This is a genomic window from Bordetella bronchialis (assembly GCF_001676705.1).
Classification (GTDB): Bacteria; Pseudomonadota; Gammaproteobacteria; order Burkholderiales; family Burkholderiaceae_B; genus Bordetella_C; species Bordetella_C bronchialis.
Map to the genome: position 1 here is coordinate 4,994,876 of NZ_CP016170.1, position 21,277 is coordinate 5,016,152.

Below are 21,277 nucleotides of genomic sequence, written 5' to 3' on the forward strand. Positions count from 1 at the left end.
GCGGCGGTTCGTTCGACGTCATTCCCATGGAAGTCCTGGAATGCGGATTCTTGTCCGACAATTGAGCTGGTTCATCGCCGTTGGCTGCGCGGCCGCCGCTACCCATTGGGTAACCGTAGTCGCTTGCGTGGAAGCCCTGCACATGCCACCGCTGGCCGCGAATGTGGTGGGCTGGCTGGTGGCGTTCTGTGTTTCGTTCAGTGGCCATTATCGACTCACTTTCCGTCACCAGGCCAGTGCATGGCACGTGGCGGCGCTGCGGTTTTTCTGCATATCCGCGGCCGGCTTCCTGATCAACGAAGCCGCATATGCCTGGCTGCTGCACCGCACGCCGCTGCGGTACGACGTGCTACTGGCGCTGATCCTGGTCGGCATCGCGGTCATGACTTTCCTTTTCAGCCGTTTTTGGGCGTTCCGCCGCAGTACTGCGACCTGAACGCGTCGTCCGGCACCACCCGCCACAACGCGCGCTTGCCGCTGACCGCATAAGGCGCGCGGCCGCGCAGCGCGGGATAGGCGTCCTGGTCGTCCGCGGGGTTGCCCCAGAACCAGAAGGCCTGGCCGGCCGGGGCGGCGCACAGGCGGGACTGCAATTCGTGCATGGAAATCAACGTGTCCTTCATGACTTCGGGTCGGAACTGCCCGGCGTCATAAAGTTCCTTGCGCCAGTTGTCGCGCCGTGGAATTTCGGGATTGGTCCAGTCGTCCACCACCCAGGCCGGCTGCGGATCGCGCAGCGCCATGGGCAGATCGTAGGCATAGGCATGCAGCATGACGATCTGGTCGCCGGCCTTGAAGTCGGCGCGCGCCCGCACGCCCAGGGGCGCCGAAGTGGGCCGCGCGTAGATGGTCACGAACACTGTCATCAGCACGCACAGCACCACCGCGGCCCACAGGCAGGCGCGGTAGCTGCGGTGGGTGTTTTCCGCGTCGCGGCCGCCCGCGCCGGACAGGCCGGCCACGATCACTTCGGCCACCAGGACGGCCAGGGGCGCGAGCGTCGGCAGCACATAACCCACCAGCTTGGACGCCGGCAGCGAAAAGAACGCCAGCACCACGACGATCCAGATACCCATCAACAGGCGTACCGCGCGAGCCTGCCCTTCCCGTTCGGCCCAGAACGCCCTGCGGAACACGGCTCCCAGCCAGAACGTCCAGGGCAGGACCAGCCCCGCCAGCACGGGCAGATAGAACCAGACCGGCTCACGGTTGTTGAAGCTGGCCTCGGCAAAGCGGTCGAACTGCTGGTAGATGAAGAAGTAGTTGAAGAACCCGGAAAAAGTCTCCTGCATGGACCAGAACCAGGGCAGGCATACCGCCAGGAAGGCCAGGATGGCGGGCGGCCACAACAACGCGGACAGGCCGCGCCACTGTCGCAGCATGACGATCCATATCAGCAGGATGCCGCCGGGCAGCACGACGCCGATCAGGCCCTTGGACAACACGCCCAGCGCGGCCAGCACGCCGGCGGCCACGGCCAGCCGCCGCCAGGCACGCCCTTCCTGCGCGTTCAACACGGCGGCCGCTCCCGCCACGGTGGTCAGCGTGATCATGCCCGCGACCAGCATGTCCAGATTGGCGAACTGCGCCGCGCCGAAAAAGAAGGGTTGCGTGGCCAGTACCAGCAAGGCGACCGTCGCCGTCCGTACGCCGCGATAGCGCCGCAGGAACATGTAGACGGCCATCGCCGCCGCCCACGCCGCCAGCCACGAGGGCAGCCGCGCCACCCAGGGATGGACGCCGAATACGTCGAAGGCGGCCGAGGCCAGCCAGTAGTAAAGCGGTGGCTTGTGGAAGAATGGCATGCCGTTCAGCAGCGGCACGCCATGTTCCCCGGTGCGCAGCATTTCCCAGGCGATGCCCGCGTAGCGCCCTTCGTCGGGCAGCGTCATGGGGCGCAGCCATGACAGCCATAACAGCCAGACTCCGGTAATGAGAAAAAGCCAACCCTCGGACAGCGCCTCAAGGCGGCGCATCCATGCATCCAGCACGCGCGACATAGGTATCGGGAATTAACTCGGTATAGGAAAGACTTGCGTCGATGGAAGAAAGCCGTCGGCGGCCCGCGGCTTATTTTTTTTCGGTGAAGACCTTGCCGCGCTGCTCCCGCACGACGTACAGGGGCCGGCCTTTGACTTCATCGAAGATACGGCCGACATATTCGCCGACCACACCCAGGGACAGCAGGTTGATGCCGGCGAAGAACATCAGGGCGGCCACGATGGTGGTCCAGCCGGACACGGCGTTGCCGTACATCAGGTAGTCCACCACCAGATAACAGCCGTAGGCGAAAGACACCAGCGAAAACGCCAGGCCCATCATGCTGACCAGGCGCAAGGGCCAGGTCGTGAACGCGGTCAGTCCCGCGAAGGCCAGCTTGAACAGCTTGCGCTTGCTGTAGTGCGTGTTGCCGTGGGCGCGCGCATCCGGCACATAAGGCAGCGCCTCGGCCTGGAAGCCGACCCACGCATACAGGCCCTTCATGAAGCGGGTGCGTTCCGGCAAGGCGTTCAGCGCCTGTACCACCCGGCGATCCATCAGCCGGAAATCGCCGGCGTTGGCCGGCACGTCCACGCCGCGGCCGTCGCTGAGCATGCGGTAGAACAGGCGCGAACCGGCCCGCTTGAACCAGGACTCGCTGTCGCGGTTCTCGCGCACGGCGTACACCATGTCGGCGCCGGCGCGCCAACGCGCCAGCATTTCCGGGATGAGCGCCGGCGGATGCTGCATATCGGCGTCCAGCGAAATCACCACATCGCCGGTGGAGGCCTCCAGGCCCGCGCTCAGCGCGGCCTCCTTGCCGAAGTTGCGCGACAGCCGCAGGTAGCGGAAGCCGTCGATGGCCGACCACTTCTGCATGAGGTCGGCCGTGCCGTCCGTGCTGCCATCGTCGGTGACGATGACTTCCCATGCCGTGCACAGCTTGCTCAGCATGGACATCAGCGCGGGCAGCAGCACGCGCAGGTTGTCGCACTCGTTCAGGCAGGGAACGACGCAGGAGATACGGATGTCGCGGGGGTCGTCCTTGCGCTGGACGCCTTCGGCGGGAAGCGTACGGGCCACCAACGCTTCGGAACGGGATTCGATGTGCATGGCGATCGCAGGGTAAGAAGCTGCTGCGGCGCAGTATCGCCCTGGGGTCGTCGAATTTTCATCAAATGGATCGCCACCCGGATCCGGCGATCCGGGAACCCGTTTGCCGCGCCGCAGGAATGGACCGACATGGGACATGCTGCCCCCTCGCGCTGCGTGGGAGTGCCCGGGCCTGGAGAAGAAAAGGGGCCGGGGAGAGGCCCCTATTGTAAAGAAACGGCAAAACCCCTACGATGAGTATAACGATTTACTAAATCGTTATACCTAGACCTATAAGGACGGAGACAAAAGCATGAAATCGCACGCCATTCCACGTACGGCGGGCGCCGTGACGCGCCGCGCCTTCCTTCAGTCGGCGGCCGGCGCCGCGGCCGCCATCGCCGCCCCGCGCGTCCTCGCGGCCCCCGCCACGGTTGCCCTGCGCTGCTCGATATCGCAGCCCGCCGACCAGCAATCGGCGCAGTACATCTGGTACGAGCGCTTCGCCGCCGATCTCAAGCAATCCGTGGGCGAGCGCATCCGCGTGGACATTTTTCCCAATGGCCAGCTGGGCAAAGAATCCGACGTGGTTCAGCAGGTACGGCTGGGCTCCATCGACATGATGATCACCGGCAGTTCCATCTGGGCGACCGCCCTGCCGGAACTGGCCCTGCTGGACATGGGCTTCGTGTTCGACAGCTGGGAACACGTCAACAAGTCGGTCGACGCGGGCGTGGGCGAGCAGTTCAACAAGCTGCTGCAGTCGCGCACCGGCTGCACCTTCATCGGCTGGGGCAACCATTTCAATGCGCGCAGCGTCTACACCAAGAAAGTGGTGGAGCACGACAGCGACCTGAAGAACGTCAAGCTGCGCGTCCTGCCGACGCCCATCTTCGTCGAAACCTTCAAGCTCATGGGCGCCATTCCCACGCCCATCCCGATCAACGAGCTCTATACCGCCGTGCAGACGGGCGTGGTGGACGGCTTCGAGCATGACGCGGCCACCGTGCTGTCCAGCAAGTTCAATGAAGTGGTCGGCAATTGCTGGCTGACCAACCATTTGTTCAGCCCCTCCATCACGGCCATCGGCAAGCGCGGCCTGGCCAAGGTGCCCGGCGACCTGCAGCCCGCCTTCCTGAAGGCGGCACAGGAAGCCTCGCTCTACCAGCGCCAGGTGGCGGGTACCAAGGGCAAGCAAGCCCTGGCCGAGCTGGAAAAGCAAGGCATCAAATTCCATCCCATGGACCCCGGCGAACGGCAGCGCCTGCGCCAGGCCATGGAAGACAAGCTCTGGCCCAGCGTGACCTCGCAATACCCCGTCACCAAGCCCATGCTGGACATCATCAACCAGTCGCGCGCCTGAGCGCCCGACAACCGCGACGATGCCGCCACGCGGCCGGGAGCACAGCATGAACGCACACGTACTGGCGGGTAGCGCCGCCACGCCGCACGGGCACGCCGCGCCGGAAAGCGCCGCCGCGCACGCGCGCTGGCTGGGACGCCTTTGCACGGTCATCGAGCACTTCTGCGGCCTGGTGCTGGCCGTGGACGTGGGAGTCGTCTTCGTCTCCGTGATCCTGCGCTATTTCCTGCACAGCCCGGTGGACTGGGCGGAGGAAGCGGCACGCGGCCTGATGGTGACCCTGGTTTTCCTGGGCGGCGCGACCGTGCTGGCGCGGCGCCAGCACGTCGGCATCGAGGTCTTCCGCGGGCTGCTGCCCGCGGCCTGGCGCGAGCCCGCGGTACAGCTGGGCGGCTGGGCCGTCGCCGGCACCTCGGCGGCCCTGTGCTATTCGTCCTGGGAACTGCTGCTCGATTCGGTGAACGTCACCACGCCCATCGGTACGCCGCAGTGGCTCAGCGTCCTGCCGGTGTTCGTCGGCGCGCTTTTCATGACGGTGGTCGGCATCGCCAACGCCTTGTGCGGTCCCCGGCGCGCCGTCTATGGCACGCTGGCCGGCGCGGTGGCCTTGTGCCTGGCGGTGTGGGCCTGGAATGCCTGGATGCCGGAGCCCTGGACCATCCGTCCCTGGATGCTGCTGACCGCGGCATTCCTGGGCAGCCTGGTCGCGGGCGTGCCCATCGCCTTCGTGCTGGCGCTGTCCTCGCTGGCCTATTTCATGGCGGAGCCCACGCTGCCGCTGATCATCTACTCGCAGCAGGTGATGGCCGGCATGGACCACTTCGTGCTGCTGGCGATTCCCTTTTTCGTGCTGGCCGGCCTGATCATGGAGTCCAACGGCATGTCCACCCGCCTGATCGAACTGCTGGTGCGCATGTTCGGCCGGGTACGCGGATCCATGAACCTGATCTCCATCCTTGCCACGGCCTTCTTTTCCGGCGTGTCGGGGTCCAAGCTGGCGGACATCGCCGCCGTGGGCGGCATCGTCGTGCCGGCGGTGCGGCGCACCGAGCAGGACGTCAACGAAACCGCCGCGGTACTGGCCAGCTCCGCCGTCATGGCGGAAACCATACCGCCCTGCGTGAACCTGATCATCATGGGCTTCGTCGCCAATATCTCCATCGGCGGCCTGTTCCTGGCCGGGCTGGTGCCCGCCGCGGTGCTGGCCACGGGCCTGTCCGTGATGGCGATCTGGTTCGGCAAGAAAGTGGATCCGCTGCGGGCGTTTCCCGTCCGCATGCCATGGCCGCAGCTGCTGGGCGGCGCCTTCATCGCGCTGGTGATGGTGGGCATGATAGGCAAGGGGGTGACTTCCGGCGTGGCCACCTCCACGGAGGTCTCCGCTTTCGCGGTGGTGTACGCGCTGGCGGCGGGCGCGCTGGCCTTCCGCGAACTGACCCCGCGGGCCATCGTGGCGCTGTTCGTGCGCGCGGCTTCCATGGCGGGCGGCATCCTGTTCATCATCGCGGCGGCGTCCAGCGTGGCCTTCGCGCTGACGGTGCAGCAGCTGCCCTCCTTCCTGTCCGACACCATGACGGAGCTGGCCCATGGCTACGGCAGCACGGCCTTCATCCTGGTGTCGGCATTGCTGATGGTGATCTTCGGCGCCATCCTGGAAGGCGCGCCGGCGCTGATCATCTTCGGCCCGCTGCTTACCCCCATCGCGCAGCAGGTGGGTGTGAACCCGCTGCATTTCGGCACCGTGGTGGTCATCGCCATGGGCCTGGGATTGTTCAGCCCGCCCTTCGGCCTGGGCCTGTTCGCGACCTGCGCCATGACGGGCACCCGCGTGGAGCAGGTGGCGCGGCCGATGGTGAAATACCTGGTCCTGCTGGTAATCATGCTTATAGTGCTGATTTTCGTGCCCGCGATCAGCCTGTGGGTGCCCCGCATGATGAACATGGCTTGAGTAGACGCAATGACGACGATCCAGGATGTGGCCGCGCTGGCGGGCGTGTCGGTAAGCTCGGTTTCCAATGTCCTGAACGGCCGCACGGACCGGCTGGGCCGCGACACCTTGCAGCGCGTGCAGGACGCCATCCGCGAGCTGAACTACCGCCCCAACCTGGTGGCCCGCCAGTTGAAGACGGGCTACGCGCCGCTGATCGGCCTGCTGGTGCCGTCCACCGCCAACCCGATGTTCGGCGAACTGGCGGTGCATGTGGAAGCCGCCGCGCGCGACGCCCACGGTTTCCGCGTCCTGCTGGGCAATACCCATCGCGACCGCCAGCAGGAATCGCGCACCTTCGACGACCTGATTTCGCTGGGCGTGCGCGGCGTCATCCTGGCGTCCTCGCGCACCGACGAAGACCACCTGGACGCCGCCATCGCGCGCGGCCTGGCCGTGGTCAGCTATGACCGCGGCGGCGACGGCGACACCCGCTCGCGCATCGACCACGTATCGCCGGACAACACGCTGGCCGCGCGCCTGGCGGTGGAACACCTGGCCCGGCACGGCCACCGGCGGCTGGCGCTGGTCACGCCCGACGTCAAGACGGTCAGCCGCACGCTCAAGCGCCAGGGCTTCCTGTCGGCGGCCGCGCAGGCGGGCCTGGCCGCGCATGCCCAGGTGCTGGAAGGCGCCACGGGCTCGGGCTACGGCGATTCGAACCTGGCCGACGAAGGCTACGCCATGGCGGGCCGCATCGCCGCCATGAAGGACCGTCCCACCGGCATCATCGCCATCAACGACATGATGGCGCTGGGCCTAATGGCCGGGCTGCACCGGGCCGGCCTTGCCGTGCCGGACGACGTGTCGGTGGTCGGCATGGACAACCTCGTCATGACAGCCTACGCCAATCCGCCGCTGACCACGGTGGAAATGCCCAGCGCCGACATGGCGCGCGCCATGGTCGCCATGGTCGTCGAACGTCTCGCGCGGCCGGACCTGCCGGCGCGCGAGGTGCTGTTCCAGCCGCGGCTGATCGAACGCCAGTCCGTGGGCGCGCCGCCGCCGGCGACCCCGCCGCGCCCTGCTTCCCCGGCCCCCGCGCGAGCGCGCGGTGCCGCCGCATCCCCGCGCGCCGCCGCGCGGTCCCCAAGGAAGACCTCCGCATGACCACGATATTGCTGACGCATTCCCCGCAAGCCCTGGCCAATTACTACGGCGACCGCGCGCTGCGCGGCCTGCGCGAACTGGGCCAGGTCAAGCTGAACCCGGGGGAGGATCCGACCACGCCCGAAGCCCTGGTGCGGCTGGCCCAGGGCTGCCAGATCGTGGTCTCCAGCCGTCTGGCGGCCGCGCCCGCGCAGGTGTTCGACGCCCTGCCCGACCTGGTCGCCTATTGCCGCGTGGCCGTGGACATCCGCAACATCGACGTGGACGCCGCCAGCCGCAACGGCGTGCTGGTGACGCGCGCCACGCCGGGCTTCGATGCCTCGGTCTCCGAATGGATCGTCGGGGCGATGATCGATGCCAGCCGCCACATCAGCCGCGCGGCCCACGCCTACTGGAAGGGAGAACCGGCGCCCGTGGCCATGGGCCGCGAACTGCGCGGCGCCACCGTGGGCATCATCGGCCATGGCCACATCGGCAGCTACCTGGCCCGCGTCACGCAAGCGCTGGGCATGCGCGTGCTGGTGCAGGATCCCCAGCCGCAGAGCCTGCCCGGCGGCATGCGGCAGGTGGACCTGGATACCCTGTTGGCCGAATCCGACTACGTCGTCTGCCTGGCGCCCGCCCTGCCGGAAACGGCGGGACTGATGGGACGCGATGCCTATGCGCGCATGAAGCGCGATGCGATCTTCATCAATGCGTCCCGCGGCGAACTGGTGGACGAGGAAGCGCTGCGCGATGCGCTGGACAGCGGCGCCATCGCCGGCTGCGCGCTGGACGTCGGGCGCGCGCAGGACCAGATGCCCTCGCCCTGGCTGGCGGCCCACCCGCGCGTCATCGCCACCCCGCATATCGGCGGGCTGACGCCCCAGGCCGCCGAACACCAGGCCATGGATACCGTGGAGCAGGTGCGCGCCATCGTGACGGGCGCCACCCCGCCGCATGCCGTCAACCTGGCGCGGGCCTCGCGACTGAAACGGCTACAGCGTTGATTTCCGGCGCCGGAGGCCGTTGCCTTGGCCGCCGTGGCGCCGGGCGGCGTCGAGTCGGGCGCCGCCGAGTCGGGCGCCGCCGCGCCGGGCGCCGCCGCGCCGGGGCCTTCGTGCCAGTACACACACCAGGAAAGCGCATATGAAAACACCCAGCCTGAAAGCGCCGGCCGGCGCCTGCGATTGCCACATCCACGTCTACGAGCTGCAGCGGTATCCGCTCGCGCCCACCGCCACCTTCGGCCCGCCGCAGGCCTCCTGGGACGACTACCTGCGGGTGCGCCAGGCCCTGGGCCTGGAACGGGCGGTCATCGTGCAGGCCACGGGCTACGGCTTCGACAACCGCTGCGCGCTGGAAGCGCTGGAACGGGCGCGGGGCTCCGCCCGCATGATCGCCACCCTGGCCGCCGACACGCCGCTATCGCGGCTGCGCGAATTGCACGAGGCCGGCGTGCGCGGCGTGCGCTTCATGATGATCCCGAACAGCGGCGGCGTGATGGGCTGGGACGACCTGGCGCCCATGGCGGCGCGCATCGCGGAGCTCGGCTGGGTCATCAATCTGCAGCTGGATGGCCGCGAGTTGCCGGCCTGCGAGGACCGCCTGGCCGACCTGCCCTGCCAGCTCAGCATCGATCACAACGGCAAATACCTGACGCCGGTCGCGCCTTCCGATGCCAGTTTCCAGAGCCTGCTGCGCCTGCTCGATCGCGGGCATGTGTGGGTCAAGCTGTCGGCGCCGTACGAGACATCGCGCTCGGGGCCGCCGCATTACGACGACGTCGGCGCGCTGGCGGGCGCCCTGGCGGCGGCCAATCCGGACCGCTGCCTGTGGGCCAGCAACTACCCGCATCCGGGCCGCACGGACGCGCCGGACAATGCGGATATGCTGGACCTGCTGGCACGCTGGGCGCCGGACGCGGCCGTGCGGAAGAAGATCCTGGTGGACAATCCCGCCCGCCTGTACGGCTTCTAGTTGGACCGCGGCACCGCCCCGCCTTCGCGCAAGGGATCCAGCAATGGCTTCAGCCCGTTGTGGTCCAGTTCATGCATCAGCGCCAGCAGCCGGCCCAGGTGCCCGGGCGGAAAGCCTGCACGCGCGAACCAGGTCAGGTAATGGCCCGGAAGGTCCGCCAGCAGACGGCCCTTGTATTTGCCGTATGGCATGGTCCAGGTGACGAGCAGCTTGAGATCTTCGGGGTTCATGGCGGGGGCTGCAAGCGCAGCGCCGGATCGGGGCGAGAGGAACGGCGCCCGATTTTAGGCCAGGCCTGGCCAGGCCGGGCCGGGCCGGCCCGACGTGCTGCGAGCCCCAGCTCCCGCGCAATCAGTCCAGCACCGGCGCCGGACAGCGCCCGCGCGCCTGTTCGAAGGCATGCGCCAAGCCCAGCAGGCGCGCCTCGTCATAGGGGGCGCCCATGAAAGACACCCCCATGGGCACACCGGCGCGCGCCATGCCCGCCGGCACGCTGATTTCCGGCAGGCCGGCGGCGCTGGCGACGTACAGCCCGGCGTAGGCGTTCCCGGGGTACGGCACATAGGTGGGATCCTCGCGATCGTAGCGGGGCGATGCGGGGCAGGAAAGCGTGGGGAATATCGCGGCCGCCAGGTCCAGCCGGCGCATGCCGTGCACGACGGCGGCGCGATAAGCCGCCAGCGCGGCCTGGGCCTGGTTACGTTGCGCGGCGGTCCGCCGGGCGGCCTGCTCCAGCGCGCGCTGCATGCCGGCAAGGGTGCGGGGGTTGACGGCGCGACCGGGATGCGCGGCCGACCAGGTTTGGGCGGCGGCGAGCAACCGCGCCATATCGCGCGGGCCGCCGCCAATGCCCGCGGCCAGGAAGGCATCGAGCTGAGCCGGCCACTCCGCCTCCGCCAGGGGCGAGAGCAGGCCGGGGTAGAGCGTCCGTGTGTATGAAGGTTCGCCGTCGCCGGACGCGGCCGTATCGGCATGGGCGCCGCCGCCGGACGCCGCCACCAGCCCGTCCTGCAAAGGCGGCTCGGGCAGCTTGAACGGCACCAGGACCGCCCCCAGCCCGCGCAGGATCACCTGCGCCGCTTGCATCGCCGCGCGCACTTCCTCGTCCTGCCCGGGATAATCCACCACCACACCGATACGCGCCCCGCGCGCGGCGTCCTCCCGCAAGCCGTCCAGGTACTCGTCGCGCTCCGCGCCCGGCATCGCGCTGGACATGGCGCGCAAGAGCAGCGCCACGTCGCGCACGCAGCGGGCCATCGGCCCCACGGTGTCGAAGGACAAGGCCAGGGGCAGGACGCCTTCCACGGGCAACAGGCCGTGGGTGGGCCGCAAGCCGGCCAGGCCGGTCACGCAGGCTGGCGCCCGCACGGACCCGAAGCTGTCCGTCCCCAGCGCGGCGGGCGCGAAGCCCGCCGCCACGGCCGCCGCGCTGCCGCTGCTCGACCCCGCCGCGTTGCGCGCGCGGTTGTAGGGGTTCAGCGTCAGGCCGCCCAGCGAGCTATAGCCGTAGCGGCCGTTGGAACACGCCAGCTCGGACATATTGGCCTTGCCCAGCACGATGGCGCCCGCATCGCGCAGCCGCCGCACCACTTGCGCGTCGCGCGCCGGCCTATGGTCACGCAATGCCGCGCAGGCCGCCGCGGTGGGCAGGCCCAGCACATCGATGTTGTCCTTCACGACGATGGGAATGCCATGCAGCGGGCCGCGCACCAGGCCGGCGGCGCGCTCGCGGTCCAGGCGCCGCGCCTGCTCGGGGGCGTCGGGGTGCAGCGCCGTCATGGCGTGTATGCCGGGGCCTCGCGCGTCGTGCGCGGCGATGCGGGCCAGGAAGGCATGGACCAGGCTGGCCGACGTCAGCGCGCCGGCCTCCAGGGCCGCGCGCAGCTGGGAAAGATCCAGTCCCGTGGGGTCTTGCACCTTGGTCCCCTGTTCAGGGCGTCCATGGGCACGGACGGGCGTGTATCGCCCGGCCCGCGCCGCCGGCGCTCAACGGAAGTGGCACGCCACCCATTGCGTCGCGCCCGCGGCACCGCCATTCGCGGGCCGGGGCGTCAGCGCCGGCCGCTCCTGCTTGCAGATGGGCTGCGCCAGCGGGCAGCGGGTATGAAAACGGCAGCCGCTGGGCGGATTGGCCGGGCTGGGTGGATCGCCGCGCAGCAATATGCGCTGGCTGCGCACATGCGGATCGGGCACGGGGACCGCCGAAAGCAGGATCTCGGTATAGGGGTGCAGCGGCCGCGAGAACAAGGTGTCGCGGTCCGCCAGCTCCACGATCTGGCCCAGGTACATCACGGCGACGCGATGGCTGATATGCCGCACCACGGCAAGATCGTGCGCGACGAACAGATAGGCGATGCCGAATTCCTTCTGCAGGTCCATCAACAGGTTGATGACCTGCGCCTGCACCGACACGTCCAGCGCGGATACCGGTTCGTCGCAGACGATAAGCTTGGGACGCAGGGCCAGCGCGCGCGCGATGCCCAGCCGCTGCCGCTGGCCGCCGGAGAACTCGTGCGGAAACTTCTTCATCGCTTCCGGCCGCAGGCCCACCTTGGAAAACAGCCACGCGACCCGCTCGGCGCGCTCGCGCGCCCCATGTCCGTGCTCGCCGGGGAAATTGCGCATGGGCTCGGCGACGATGGCGCCCGCCGTCATGCGCGGGTTCAGCGACGCATAGGGATCCTGGAAAATGATCTGCATGTCGCGCCGCCGCTCGCGCATGCGCGACATGTCCAGCCGGGCGATGTCCTCGCCCTCCAGCAGGACGGATCCGGAAGTGGGCTCGATCAGGCGCAGGATGGACTTGCCCGTGGTGGTCTTGCCGCAGCCCGACTCGCCCACCAGCGATAGCGTTTCGCCGCGCGCCACGTCGAAGGACACGCCATCCACGGCCTGCACGGTGGGCCGCCGGCGGCCCAGCCAGGCCGACGAACCAGGATAGTGCTTGACCAGCTCGCGCACCTGCAGCAAGGGCGTGGCGGCGGCCGCATCGGGCGCGGCGGGCGTGGCGGCGCCGCCGCCGGCCTGCATGGGGATCGCATTCATACCGTCATTCCTCCACTTCCTTGCCCGCGCGGACCGCCCCCGGGGCCGGGGCCATCGCCCCGCCGTATGCCGTGTCCCTGCCCGCGGCGGCCGCCGGCGCCACGCCGGCCACCCGTTCCGCCTCGAAACAGGCGACCGCATGGTCCTCGCCCAAGGCCCGCAGGGGCGGTGTTTCGCGACGGCAGCGCTCGGTGGCGTAGGGACAGCGCGGCGCGAAGCTGCAGCCCAGGCCCAGCTGCGTGGGCGGCGGCACCATGCCCGGTATTTCCGTCAGCCGCCCGGCGGTGTTCATCGACGGCATGGAAGCCATCAAGGCGCGCGTATAGGGATGCAGGGGACGATCGAACAGATCGGCCACCGGCGCCTCTTCCACCTTGCGGCCGGCATACATCACCACCACGCGCTGGCAGCACTCGGCGACCACGCCCAGGTCGTGCGTGATCATGACGATGCCCATGCCCAGCTTTTGCTGCAAGCCGCGCAACAGGTCCAGGATCTGCGCCTGGATGGTGACATCGAGCGCGGTGGTGGGCTCGTCGGCGATCAGCACTTCCGGATTGCAGGACAGGGCCAGCGCGATCATCACGCGCTGGCGCATGCCGCCGGACAGCTGGTGCGGATATTCGTTGACGCGCCGTTCGGGCTCGGCGATCTGCACCAGGCGCAGCATCTCCGTGGCGCGCGCCATGGCGACGCGGCGGCCGACCTTCTGGTGCAGCATGACGGTCTCGGCGATCTGCCGCCCCACCGTCAGCACCGGATTGAGCGAGGTCATGGGCTCCTGGAAAATCATGGAGATGCGGTTGCCGCGGATCGCGCGCATCTGCTTCTCGTTCAGGTCCAGCAGGTTGGTGCCGCGATAGCGTATCGCGCCGCCGGCAAAGCGGGCCGGCGGCATGGACAGCAGGCGCATGATGGACAGCGCGGTCACGCTCTTGCCGCAGCCCGACTCCCCCACCACGCCCAGCGTCTGGCCGGCGCGCACCTGGTATGAAACGCCATTGACCGACCTGACGGTACCGGCGACGGTATCGAACCAGGTCGACAGATTGTCCACTTCCAGCAGGACGGGCGCGGACGACAAGGCTTCAGTCATATCGCACCGTCCCCTTACAGTTGGTTGGCCAGGCGCGGGTCCAGCGCATCGCGCAGCCCGTCGCCCATCATGTTGATGGACAGGACCGTCAACGCCAGCAGCGTGCCGGGATACAGGATGATGGTAAAGGCCACCGCCACGAAGTTACGTCCCTCGGCCATCATGTTGCCCCAGCTGGGCACCTGGGCCGGCACGCCCACGCCCAGGAAGGACAGCACGGCCTCGGTCAGCACCGCGGTGGCGGCGATGAAGGTGGCCTGCACGATGAGCGGCGTCACGATATTGGGCAGGACGTGCCGCACCAGGATCACCGGCAGGCGCGTGCCGATGGCATGGGCGGCCTCCACGAACAATTGTTCGCGCAGGGTCAGCGCCAGCGAACGCACCAGGCGCACGACGCGCGGCACCTGGGGGATGGTAATGGCCAGGATGACCGTGGACAGGCTGGCGCGTATCACCGCCATCAGGGCGATGGCCAGCAGGATGTCGGGAATGGCCATCATGCCGTCCATCACGCGCATGATGATGGAATCGGCCCAGCGCACGAAGCCGGCCATCAGGCCCAGCGCCACGCCCAGCACGGTGGCCAGCGCCGCCACGGAGATCGCCACGATAAGCGATACGCGGCCGCCCCATACGGCGCGGCTGAACACGTCGCGGCCCAGCGCGTCCGTGCCGAAGTAATGCTCGGCCGACGGCGGCTTCAGGCGCTGCAGCGGGTTGATCGCGGTGGGATTGTGGGTGGCGATCCAGGGCGCCGCCAGCGACACCGCGGCGATGACGAGCAGCAGCGCGATGCCCAGGATCAGGGTCGGGTGCTTGCGCAGCCAGCGCCAGCGCAGCGAAGGCGGCGGCTCGATGGCGGCCGCCAGGGCCGCATCGGCGCCGGCCATCGCGGCATCCGCTCCAAGCAGCACCGCGGTGGCCGGCACGCCGGTCGCGCCCGACGTGGCGGTGTCGCGCGAGTGCGCCGACCCCGCCGCGGAAGATGTGGTCTCGGTCATGTAATGTTTCCCCCGGGGCCGCGTCAATAACGTATGCGTGGATCGAACAGCCGATAGCTCAGGTCGATCAGCAGATTGATCAGCACATAGACGCCGGCCGACAACAGCAGCACGCTCTGGATGACCGGATAGTCGTGGTGCTGCACCGAATCGATCACCAGCCGCCCGATGCCGGGGATGGCGAACACGGTTTCCGTCACGACCACGCCGCCGATCAGCAGCGCGATGCCCACGCCCACCGTGGTGGCGATGGGTATCGCGGCATTGCGCAGGGCATGGCCCAGTACCGGCATCACGCCCAGGCCCTTGGCGCGCGCGGTGCGGATATAGTCCTCGTGCAGCACTTCCAGCACCGTGGCCCGGGTCATGCGGGTAATCAGGGCGATGTACACCAGCGCCAGGTTCACGCAAGGCAGGATCAGGTTGCGCAGCCAGGGCCACAGCCCGCTGGACAGCCGCGTGTAGCCCTGCACCGGCAGCCAGTGCAGCTGCACCGCGAAGCCGTAGATCAGCAGATAGCCCACCAGGAACACGGGCACGGAAAATGCCAGCACGGCGAACACCATGACAATGCGGTCGATCCAGGTACCCGCCTTGTAGGCGGCCAGCACGCCCAGCGGGATCGCCACCAGGATGGAAAGCCCCATCGTCAGCAGCGCGATCGACAGCGTCGGCTCCAGGCGCTGCGCCAGCAGGCTGGATACCGGCACCTGCGTGAAGAGCGACGTTCCCAGGTCGCCCTGGAACAGCCTGCCCGCCCACAGGAAGAACTGCCGCCACAAGGGCTGGTCCAGGCCCAGCGCCACGTGCAGGCGCTGGATGTCTTCCGCCGTGGCAAGGTCGCCGGCGATCAGCGCCGCCGGGTCGCCCGGCGACAGATGGATAAGAAGGAAGACGATCACCGCCACCACCGCCATGACAGGCAGGGTGGCGAGGACGCGCCGTATGACATAAGCCATGGGAACTCCGGCTTCTGATGCTGTATCGATGTCACGCCAGGGGCAGGGCCGCGGCGGGGCGGCGGGGCGGCAGCCTTACTTGTCCAACACCCAGACATTGGGCAGGCCCCACAGCAGGTTGCTGTGCTGGACCGACTTGCGCACCGCATGCACGCGGTTGTACTGGCCCACCGCGATATAGGGAATGGCCTCGTAGGCGCGCTCCTGGAACTTGTCCAACAATTCCTTGCGCCTGGCCGGATCGGTGGCGGCGATCCACTGCGTGCGCAGCTCGTCCAGCTGCTTGTCGCAGGGCCAGCCCGGCAGGCTGTTGCCGCAGGCCGCGCCCAGATAGGTGTTGTTGATCGGCGAATTCACGCTGTAGTCCGCGGCCGAGGACAGGTAGATGCTCCACCCGCCCTTGTCCACCGGGTTCTTGCTGGCGCGGCGCGCGGTTTCCGTGGCCCAGTCCATGGATTGGATATCCAGGTTCATGCCCAGGTCCTGCATGGCCTGGATCGCCACCAGCGTGGCGGAGTTCAGGTAGGCCACGTCGGTGGGCAGCAGCACGGCGATCTTCCCGCCCTTGTAGCCGGATTCCGCCAGCAGCTTCTTGGCCAGGGCCATGTCCACCTTGCGATAGGGCTCCGCGCCGGCACTGGTTTCGTTGGGACTGCCGCAGATGAAGTAGGTGGCGCAATAGGCCATGCGCATGTCGGCGGGATAGCCCATGGCGGTCACGAACTTCTCCTGGTCGATGGCATGGCGCAGCGCCTGGCGCGCCTGCACCTTGTCGAACGGCGGATTCAGGAAGTTCATGATGATGTAGGCCTGCGATTTGCCGGTCACGCCCACATGGATGGCGCTGTCGGCGCGCAGCGCGTCGATATAGTCGGGCGGCACTTCCTCGATCATGTCGACTTCATTGTTCTTGAGCGCGGCGATGGCGCTGTTGGAATCCGGCAGGATGGCCCACTCCACGCGATCCACGTGCGAGGTCTTGTTGCCCGCCAGGCCCGAAGGCGGCTCGCTGCGGCCCACGTAGGCGGGATTGCGCACGAATACCAGCTTGCTGCCGGGCACCCACTCGTCGCGCTTGAACAGATAGGGCCCGGAGCCCACGACCTCGTTCAGCGGCGAGGTGTCGGGCATCCTGGCCAGGCGTTCCGGAATGATGAACGCGGGATAGCTGGCAACCTTGGCCAGGCCGTCCAGCACCGGCCCGAAGGGCTGATCCAGGGTCAGGGTGAAGGTCTTGTCGTCCACCGCCGCCCATTTGCCGCCGGCCGCCACCATGGCGCGGCCGATGTTGTCGCGCTTTTCCCAGCGCTGCAGCGAGGCCACCACGTCGGCGGACCTGACCGGATTGCCGTCGCTGAACTTCAGCCCGTCGCGCAAGGTGAAGGTCCAGGATTTGCCGTCGGCCGAGGTCTTGTACTCGGCCACCATCTGCGGCTGCGGAACGCCCTTGGCATCCGGCGCGAACAGGGTGTCGTACACCATGAACCCGAAGTTGCGGGTGATGTAGGCGGTGGTGAAGAAGGGATCCAGCACCTTCAGGTCGGCATAGGGCACCAGCCGCAGGGTCTTGCCCTGGGCATGGACGGGCCCGGCGGCCAGGCAGGCGAAGGCCATCGAAAAGGTGGCGAGCGCGGAAAGTATGCGGCGTTTCATGGAACGGCTCCGTGGTCGGAATCGAAGGAACGGGAATGGGCGGATGCGGGCAGGCCGGCGGGCGACGGTACCGCCCGCCTTACAAAGGCCACTTGGGCATGCGGATCTTCTTGTAGGTCAGGGTTTTCCAGTCGGGCGTGGCGACGCCGGGCGCGCCGACGTAGACGATGTGCCGGGCAATCCGCGAGAACGACGCATGGAAATGCTGCGCCGACTTCACCACCACGATCTTGCGCGCCGTCAGATCGCAGCCCAACCGGGTGAACAGGTCTATGTTCATCGCCTGGTTGCGCTGCGACACCAGCACGATGTCCACGCCGCCGGCCCGCACCAGCGCGCAATCGCCCATGGCCATGGGGCTGCCCGTCAGGCCGGTCATCGTCATGTCGCGGCGCAGCGCCAGCACCGTACAGTCGGCATCGACGGGCTCGCCGGACAGCGGGCCTATCTTGCCGCCCAGGCGCATGGGCAGCGTGGCGCCCTCGCCCGCGTCGAAGGCGATGCGCACCGCCATGGGATCCCACAGCGGTCCCAGCGCGGCGTTCGGGATGCCGCGCTCCAGCAGTCGGCGCAGCACGAAGGTCGAATCCCCCGGCGCGCCACTGCCGGGATTGTCGGCGCGGTCGGCCAGCACCACCGGACCGCCGTCGAAGGCCAGGGCCTCGTCGATGGCCTGGTCCACGGTGCGGTACTCGACCATCAGGCTTTCCCGCCGGGCGATCAACTCGTCGGCCAGCTCGCGCGCCAGGGCGTGGGCCTTGCCCGGGTCGCCGTCGGTGTACACCAGGACCTTGGTGCCCATCTCCGGCACGTCGCCTGTGGCGAAGCCCATGGAAAAAGACAGCGAAAGCACGCCATCCTTGCCTTCCATCCGGCGCAGCTTGTCGACGAAGGACAAGGCCGGATCGCGCGAGGTGTGCATGGGCACCACCATCTGGCAGTCGACCATGGCGGCCACGGGGCGCGTCCTGCCCTGCGCCTTGTCCAGGCACAGGTCCAGCAATTGCTCGGCGCAATGCACGATGTCGGTATGGGGATATTCCTTGTACAGCACCACGATGTCGGCACTTTCCACGATCAGCGGGCTCAGGTGCGCATGCGGGTCCAGCTCGGTGCCGATCACCACGTCCGGCCCGACGATCTCGCGCGCCCGCGCCAACAGGTCGCCCTCGCAGTCGTCGTAGCCGTCGGCCACCATGGCGCCATGCAGGCCCAGCAGCACGATGTCCACCGGCAAGGCCGCACGCAGGTCGGCCAGGATTTCGTCGCGCAGCGTCTCGTAGGCCGAGCGCGTGGTGATGCCGCTCGGTTGCGCGGTGGCGACCAGCCCTTCCTTCAGCGTCCAGCCCAGCGCACGGCCGCGCCTGCGCGCCACCCAAAGCGGCGCTCCCTGGGAGGTCGGCGTGTCGGGATGCGTGCCGGCGGGAAAGTATTCCCGGCCGCGGAACGATTCGAGGCTGGTCGGCAGGGGCGCGAAGGTGTTGGTTTCGGTGCCGAGGCCGGCGCTGAAAATACGCATGCTGTTGTCCTTGGAAGGGAAGCGCCCGAGCGCCGCGCCCGCGGGCGAAATCCTGGCGCATCATGCCGCCTGGCCGCCCGGCCGTACAAATAGCAATTGGGCCAGGGTCCATAACAAATGGTTATGCCGCAAGGGGATATTGCTTGCGCCCCTAGGGTTAACGCTAATAGCCTGTACCAGACCGCCATCCCGGCAGGTCCGCAGCATGCCAAAAAGTTATGACGCATGCAGCCATAGGCATTGGCCTGGCGCCGGACGCGGGCGCACAATGCCGCATCCCCATTACTGGCACCGGACCGCGAACATGGACACGCAGCAACCCTACGATCTGATTCTGCACGGCGGCGATATCGTGGACGGCACGGGCGCTCCCCGGCGGCGGGCGGACCTGGGCGTGCGCGCGGGCCGCATCGCGGCGCTGGGAGACCTGTCCGGCGCGCCGGCCACGCAGCGGCTGGACGTCACCGGCCTGGCGGTGGCGCCCGGCTTCATCGACAGCCATGCCCACGACGACCGCGCCGTGCTGGATATGCCGGACATGCTGCCCAAGGTGTCGCAGGGCGTCACGACGGTGGTCAACGGCAATTGCGGCATCAGCCTGGCGCCGCTGCGCGGCCACGAGACGCTGGTGCCGCCGCTCAACCTGCTTGGCCGCGGCCAGGCCTGCGCCAGCTTCGCGGACTATCGCAAGGCCATCGACGCCACGGCGCCGGCGGTCAACGTGGCGGCCATGGTGGGCCATTCGACGCTGCGCGTGATGCGCATGGGCGAGGTGACGCGGCCGGCGACGGGAACGGAGATCGACGCCATGCGCGCCGACGTGGAGCAGGCGCTGAACGATGGCGCCCTGGGCGTGTCGACGGGCACCTTCTACCCGCCGGCGGCGGCGGCCACGGCGGACGAGATCATCGCGGTGTGCGAGCCGATGAAGCGGCTGGGCGGTGTCTACGCGACGCATATGCGCGACGAGGGCGATCGGGTGATGGAGGCGATCGAGGAGAGCCTGCGCATCGGGGCGGCGCTGAATGTGCCGGTCGTGATTTCGCATCACAAGCTGGTGGGCAAGCAGAACCACGGGCGCTCGGCACAGACGCTGGCGCGCATCGGGGAAGCGGCCCGCGCGCAGCAGGTCTGCCTGGATTGCTATCCCTACGATGCGTCGTCGACCATTCTGCGGCCGGAACGGGTGGAGATCTGCGACCGCACGATGATCACGTGGTCCGAGCCGCATCCGGAGGCGGCCGGCCGCTACCTGGAAGACCTGGCGCGCGAATGGAAGGTCAGCCCGAGGGAAGCCGCCGAAGCGCTGCTGCCGGCGGGCGCGGTGTACTTCATCATGGACGACGGCGATGTGCGCCGCATCCTGACGTACCCGGACACGATGATAGGCTCGGACGGCCTGGCCAGCGAAGGCCGTCCGCATCCGCGCCTGTGGGGGACTTTCCCGCGCGTGCTTGGCCACTACGGACGCAAGCTGGGGCTGTTTCCGCTGGAGACCGCGGTGTACCGGATGACGGGACTGACGGCGCTGCGCCTGGGCCTGCACGAACGCGGCCGCATCGCTCCGGGCTTCCATGCCGATCTGGCGGTGTTCGACCCGGAGACGATCATCGACAACGCGACGTTCGACGAACCGACGCAGGTTTGCACGGGGATGCGGCATGTGTTCGTGGGCGGCGTGGCGACCTGGCTGGACGGCAACGCCACGGGCGCACGGCCGGGCCGGTTCATCGCGGACCGTCCGGGGCGGGCCAACCGGTAAAGGGCTCGCCCGCGAACCGGCTGTCCGCCCGGTCGGTTTGCTTGGGCCGTCCCCCCGGTGGGTTTGCTTGGGCCGTCCGCCGGGGGTGATGCCTGTCGGGGCCGGACCAATCGACCGGTCCGGGCCCCGGGGCCCGGACACCGCATCGCTGACCTCGTCCGCCGGGCGCTGGGTCGTTGCGTCCTTCTCCATGGCGTCCGCGCCACGGCTCCCTACGGTACCCGCTCGCTCGGTCTCAATGGTCCGGCCCCGACAGGCATCACCCCCGGCGAACTCCGCTGTGCCTCATTCACGGATGCCGCGACCGACGGCTTGCTTGGCCCTTCGTGGGCTCTTGCTCCGGTGTTGGAAGACTTCGCAGGGTCCGATCATTCCGGCCCCCCTGCGGGTCCGGAATGATCTTCCATACCGCGACATGCGGCGGCGTTCGCGTCGCCCGGTTCATGGCGAAGCTATCGACACACCCGTACCCACCATCGGATCCGTGGCAAGGCACATTGCCTACGGTGTGGGCGGGCCGGCTGGCGGCCCGCCCACACCGACTCGTTTCCCCCCAGATTCCGGGCGGCCATAGCCTCCACTCCAGAGCCCAACCCGCCGCATGCCAACACCCATTGCATGCCACCACCCATTGCATGCCACCACCCAACGCATGCACCACCCATCGCATGCCAGGACCCATCGCATGCCACGACCCATTGCATGCCACGACCCATTGCATACCACCACCCCCGCACACCCCCACCCC

General features: G+C 68.4%; 17 protein-coding genes. 7 read left to right on the forward strand and 10 right to left on the reverse strand.

The genetic code is table 11. The features are described from left to right. The first annotated feature begins 40 nt into the window (after positions 1 to 40). Positions 41 to 436: a GtrA family protein gene (locus BAU06_RS26340; RefSeq protein ID WP_197509360.1), complete on the forward strand. Its 396-nt coding sequence runs from the start codon at positions 41 to 43 to the stop codon at positions 434 to 436. On the opposite strand, the gene BAU06_RS21915 is transcribed toward BAU06_RS26340, so the two are convergent. Both BAU06_RS21915 and BAU06_RS21920 read right to left on the reverse strand, forming a co-directional pair. Further along, on the reverse strand, positions 396 to 1,892 hold the full coding sequence (locus tag BAU06_RS21915) for an ArnT family glycosyltransferase (RefSeq protein ID WP_231933931.1): 1,497 nt from the start codon (positions 1,890 to 1,892) through the stop codon (positions 396 to 398). The two genes, BAU06_RS26340 and BAU06_RS21915, sit on opposite strands and share 41 nt — an antisense overlap. Positions 1,893 to 2,070: 178 nt before the next feature. Next, positions 2,071 to 3,093: a glycosyltransferase family 2 protein gene (locus tag BAU06_RS21920; protein WP_066355621.1), complete on the reverse strand. Its 1,023-nt coding sequence runs from the start codon at positions 3,091 to 3,093 to the stop codon at positions 2,071 to 2,073. 292 nt (positions 3,094 to 3,385) lie between these two features. On the opposite strand from BAU06_RS21920, the gene BAU06_RS21925 reads away from it, so the two are divergent. The 5 genes from BAU06_RS21925 (at position 3,386) to BAU06_RS21945 (ending at position 9,491) form a co-directional block, all read left to right on the forward strand. Then, positions 3,386 to 4,435, forward strand: coding sequence for a TRAP transporter substrate-binding protein (locus BAU06_RS21925; RefSeq protein WP_066355624.1), 1,050 nt, complete (start codon positions 3,386 to 3,388; stop codon positions 4,433 to 4,435). A 46-nt stretch (positions 4,436 to 4,481) separates the two neighbouring features. After that, positions 4,482 to 6,383: a TRAP transporter large permease gene (locus BAU06_RS21930; protein ID WP_066355626.1), complete on the forward strand. Its 1,902-nt coding sequence runs from the start codon at positions 4,482 to 4,484 to the stop codon at positions 6,381 to 6,383. Between the two features lie 9 nt (positions 6,384 to 6,392). Beyond that, positions 6,393 to 7,532 (forward strand): LacI family DNA-binding transcriptional regulator, encoded by a 1,140-nt coding sequence (locus BAU06_RS21935; protein WP_066355628.1) that lies wholly within the window; start codon positions 6,393 to 6,395, stop codon positions 7,530 to 7,532. Then, positions 7,529 to 8,521 carry an NAD(P)-dependent oxidoreductase gene (locus tag BAU06_RS21940; protein ID WP_066355633.1) on the forward strand — a complete coding sequence of 331 codons (993 nt, stop codon included), beginning with the start codon at positions 7,529 to 7,531 and terminating at the stop codon, positions 8,519 to 8,521. The genes BAU06_RS21935 and BAU06_RS21940 overlap by 4 nt, the downstream gene beginning before the upstream one ends. Positions 8,522 to 8,660: 139 nt before the next feature. Further along, a complete protein-coding gene (locus BAU06_RS21945) occupies positions 8,661 to 9,491 on the forward strand; it encodes an amidohydrolase family protein (RefSeq protein WP_066355635.1) in 831 nt (276 codons plus the stop codon). On the opposite strand, the gene BAU06_RS21950 is transcribed toward BAU06_RS21945, so the two are convergent. From BAU06_RS21950 to BAU06_RS21985, 8 genes are all read right to left on the reverse strand, one after another. Next, positions 9,488 to 9,721 carry a DUF3820 family protein gene (locus BAU06_RS21950; protein ID WP_066355640.1) on the reverse strand — a complete coding sequence of 78 codons (234 nt, stop codon included), beginning with the start codon at positions 9,719 to 9,721 and terminating at the stop codon, positions 9,488 to 9,490. The genes BAU06_RS21945 and BAU06_RS21950 overlap by 4 nt on opposite strands. Positions 9,722 to 9,842: 121 nt before the next feature. After that, positions 9,843 to 11,408, reverse strand: a complete 1,566-nt coding sequence (locus BAU06_RS21955) for an amidase (protein ID WP_231933932.1) — start codon at positions 11,406 to 11,408, stop codon at positions 9,843 to 9,845. 69 nt (positions 11,409 to 11,477) lie between these two features. Then, positions 11,478 to 12,521 carry an ABC transporter ATP-binding protein gene (locus tag BAU06_RS21960; protein ID WP_066359519.1) on the reverse strand — a complete coding sequence of 348 codons (1,044 nt, stop codon included), beginning with the start codon at positions 12,519 to 12,521 and terminating at the stop codon, positions 11,478 to 11,480. A 19-nt stretch (positions 12,522 to 12,540) separates the two neighbouring features. Then, complete coding sequence (locus tag BAU06_RS21965; RefSeq protein ID WP_082993780.1) at positions 12,541 to 13,632, reverse strand: ABC transporter ATP-binding protein; 1,092 nt, start codon at positions 13,630 to 13,632, stop codon at positions 12,541 to 12,543. A gap of 14 nt (positions 13,633 to 13,646) precedes the next feature. Then, entirely contained in the window at positions 13,647 to 14,525 is an 879-nt protein-coding gene (locus tag BAU06_RS21970; protein WP_066355642.1) for an ABC transporter permease, read from the reverse strand. Between the two features lie 134 nt (positions 14,526 to 14,659). Then, positions 14,660 to 15,595: an ABC transporter permease gene (locus BAU06_RS21975; RefSeq protein WP_066355656.1), complete on the reverse strand. Its 936-nt coding sequence runs from the start codon at positions 15,593 to 15,595 to the stop codon at positions 14,660 to 14,662. 75 nt (positions 15,596 to 15,670) lie between these two features. Beyond that, complete coding sequence (locus BAU06_RS21980) at positions 15,671 to 17,248, reverse strand: ABC transporter substrate-binding protein (RefSeq protein ID WP_066355657.1); 1,578 nt, start codon at positions 17,246 to 17,248, stop codon at positions 15,671 to 15,673. A 79-nt stretch (positions 17,249 to 17,327) separates the two neighbouring features. Beyond that, on the reverse strand, positions 17,328 to 18,767 hold the full coding sequence (locus BAU06_RS21985; protein ID WP_066355659.1) for a M81 family metallopeptidase: 1,440 nt from the start codon (positions 18,765 to 18,767) through the stop codon (positions 17,328 to 17,330). Positions 18,768 to 19,071: 304 nt separating this feature from the next. On the opposite strand from BAU06_RS21985, the gene BAU06_RS21990 reads away from it, so the two are divergent. Then, on the forward strand, positions 19,072 to 20,529 hold the full coding sequence (locus tag BAU06_RS21990; protein WP_066359523.1) for an N-acyl-D-amino-acid deacylase family protein: 1,458 nt from the start codon (positions 19,072 to 19,074) through the stop codon (positions 20,527 to 20,529). The last annotated feature ends 748 nt before the right edge of the window (positions 20,530 to 21,277 follow it).

What these genes read in the sequence shown, in the direction of transcription:
- BAU06_RS26340 (WP_197509360.1), top strand. Translation starts at nt 41, where the DNA reads ATGCGGATTCTTGTCCGACAATTGAGCTGGTTCATCGCCGTTGGCTGC.
- BAU06_RS21915 (WP_231933931.1), bottom strand. Translation starts at nt 1,892, where the DNA reads ATGACGCTGCCCGACGAAGGGCGCTACGCGGGCATCGCCTGGGAAATG.
- BAU06_RS21920 (WP_066355621.1), bottom strand. Translation starts at nt 3,093, where the DNA reads ATGCACATCGAATCCCGTTCCGAAGCGTTGGTGGCCCGTACGCTTCCC.
- BAU06_RS21925 (WP_066355624.1), top strand. Translation starts at nt 3,386, where the DNA reads ATGAAATCGCACGCCATTCCACGTACGGCGGGCGCCGTGACGCGCCGC.
- BAU06_RS21930 (WP_066355626.1), top strand. Translation starts at nt 4,482, where the DNA reads ATGAACGCACACGTACTGGCGGGTAGCGCCGCCACGCCGCACGGGCAC.
- BAU06_RS21935 (WP_066355628.1), top strand. Translation starts at nt 6,393, where the DNA reads ATGACGACGATCCAGGATGTGGCCGCGCTGGCGGGCGTGTCGGTAAGC.
- BAU06_RS21940 (WP_066355633.1), top strand. Translation starts at nt 7,529, where the DNA reads ATGACCACGATATTGCTGACGCATTCCCCGCAAGCCCTGGCCAATTAC.
- BAU06_RS21945 (WP_066355635.1), top strand. Translation starts at nt 8,661, where the DNA reads ATGAAAACACCCAGCCTGAAAGCGCCGGCCGGCGCCTGCGATTGCCAC.
- BAU06_RS21950 (WP_066355640.1), bottom strand. Translation starts at nt 9,721, where the DNA reads ATGAACCCCGAAGATCTCAAGCTGCTCGTCACCTGGACCATGCCATAC.
- BAU06_RS21960 (WP_066359519.1), bottom strand. Translation starts at nt 12,521, where the DNA reads ATGCAGGCCGGCGGCGGCGCCGCCACGCCCGCCGCGCCCGATGCGGCC.
- BAU06_RS21965 (WP_082993780.1), bottom strand. Translation starts at nt 13,632, where the DNA reads ATGACTGAAGCCTTGTCGTCCGCGCCCGTCCTGCTGGAAGTGGACAAT.
- BAU06_RS21970 (WP_066355642.1), bottom strand. Translation starts at nt 14,525, where the DNA reads ATGGCCGGCGCCGATGCGGCCCTGGCGGCCGCCATCGAGCCGCCGCCT.
- BAU06_RS21975 (WP_066355656.1), bottom strand. Translation starts at nt 15,595, where the DNA reads ATGGCTTATGTCATACGGCGCGTCCTCGCCACCCTGCCTGTCATGGCG.
- BAU06_RS21980 (WP_066355657.1), bottom strand. Translation starts at nt 17,248, where the DNA reads ATGAAACGCCGCATACTTTCCGCGCTCGCCACCTTTTCGATGGCCTTC.
- BAU06_RS21985 (WP_066355659.1), bottom strand. Translation starts at nt 18,767, where the DNA reads ATGCGTATTTTCAGCGCCGGCCTCGGCACCGAAACCAACACCTTCGCG.
- BAU06_RS21990 (WP_066359523.1), top strand. Translation starts at nt 19,072, where the DNA reads ATGGACACGCAGCAACCCTACGATCTGATTCTGCACGGCGGCGATATC.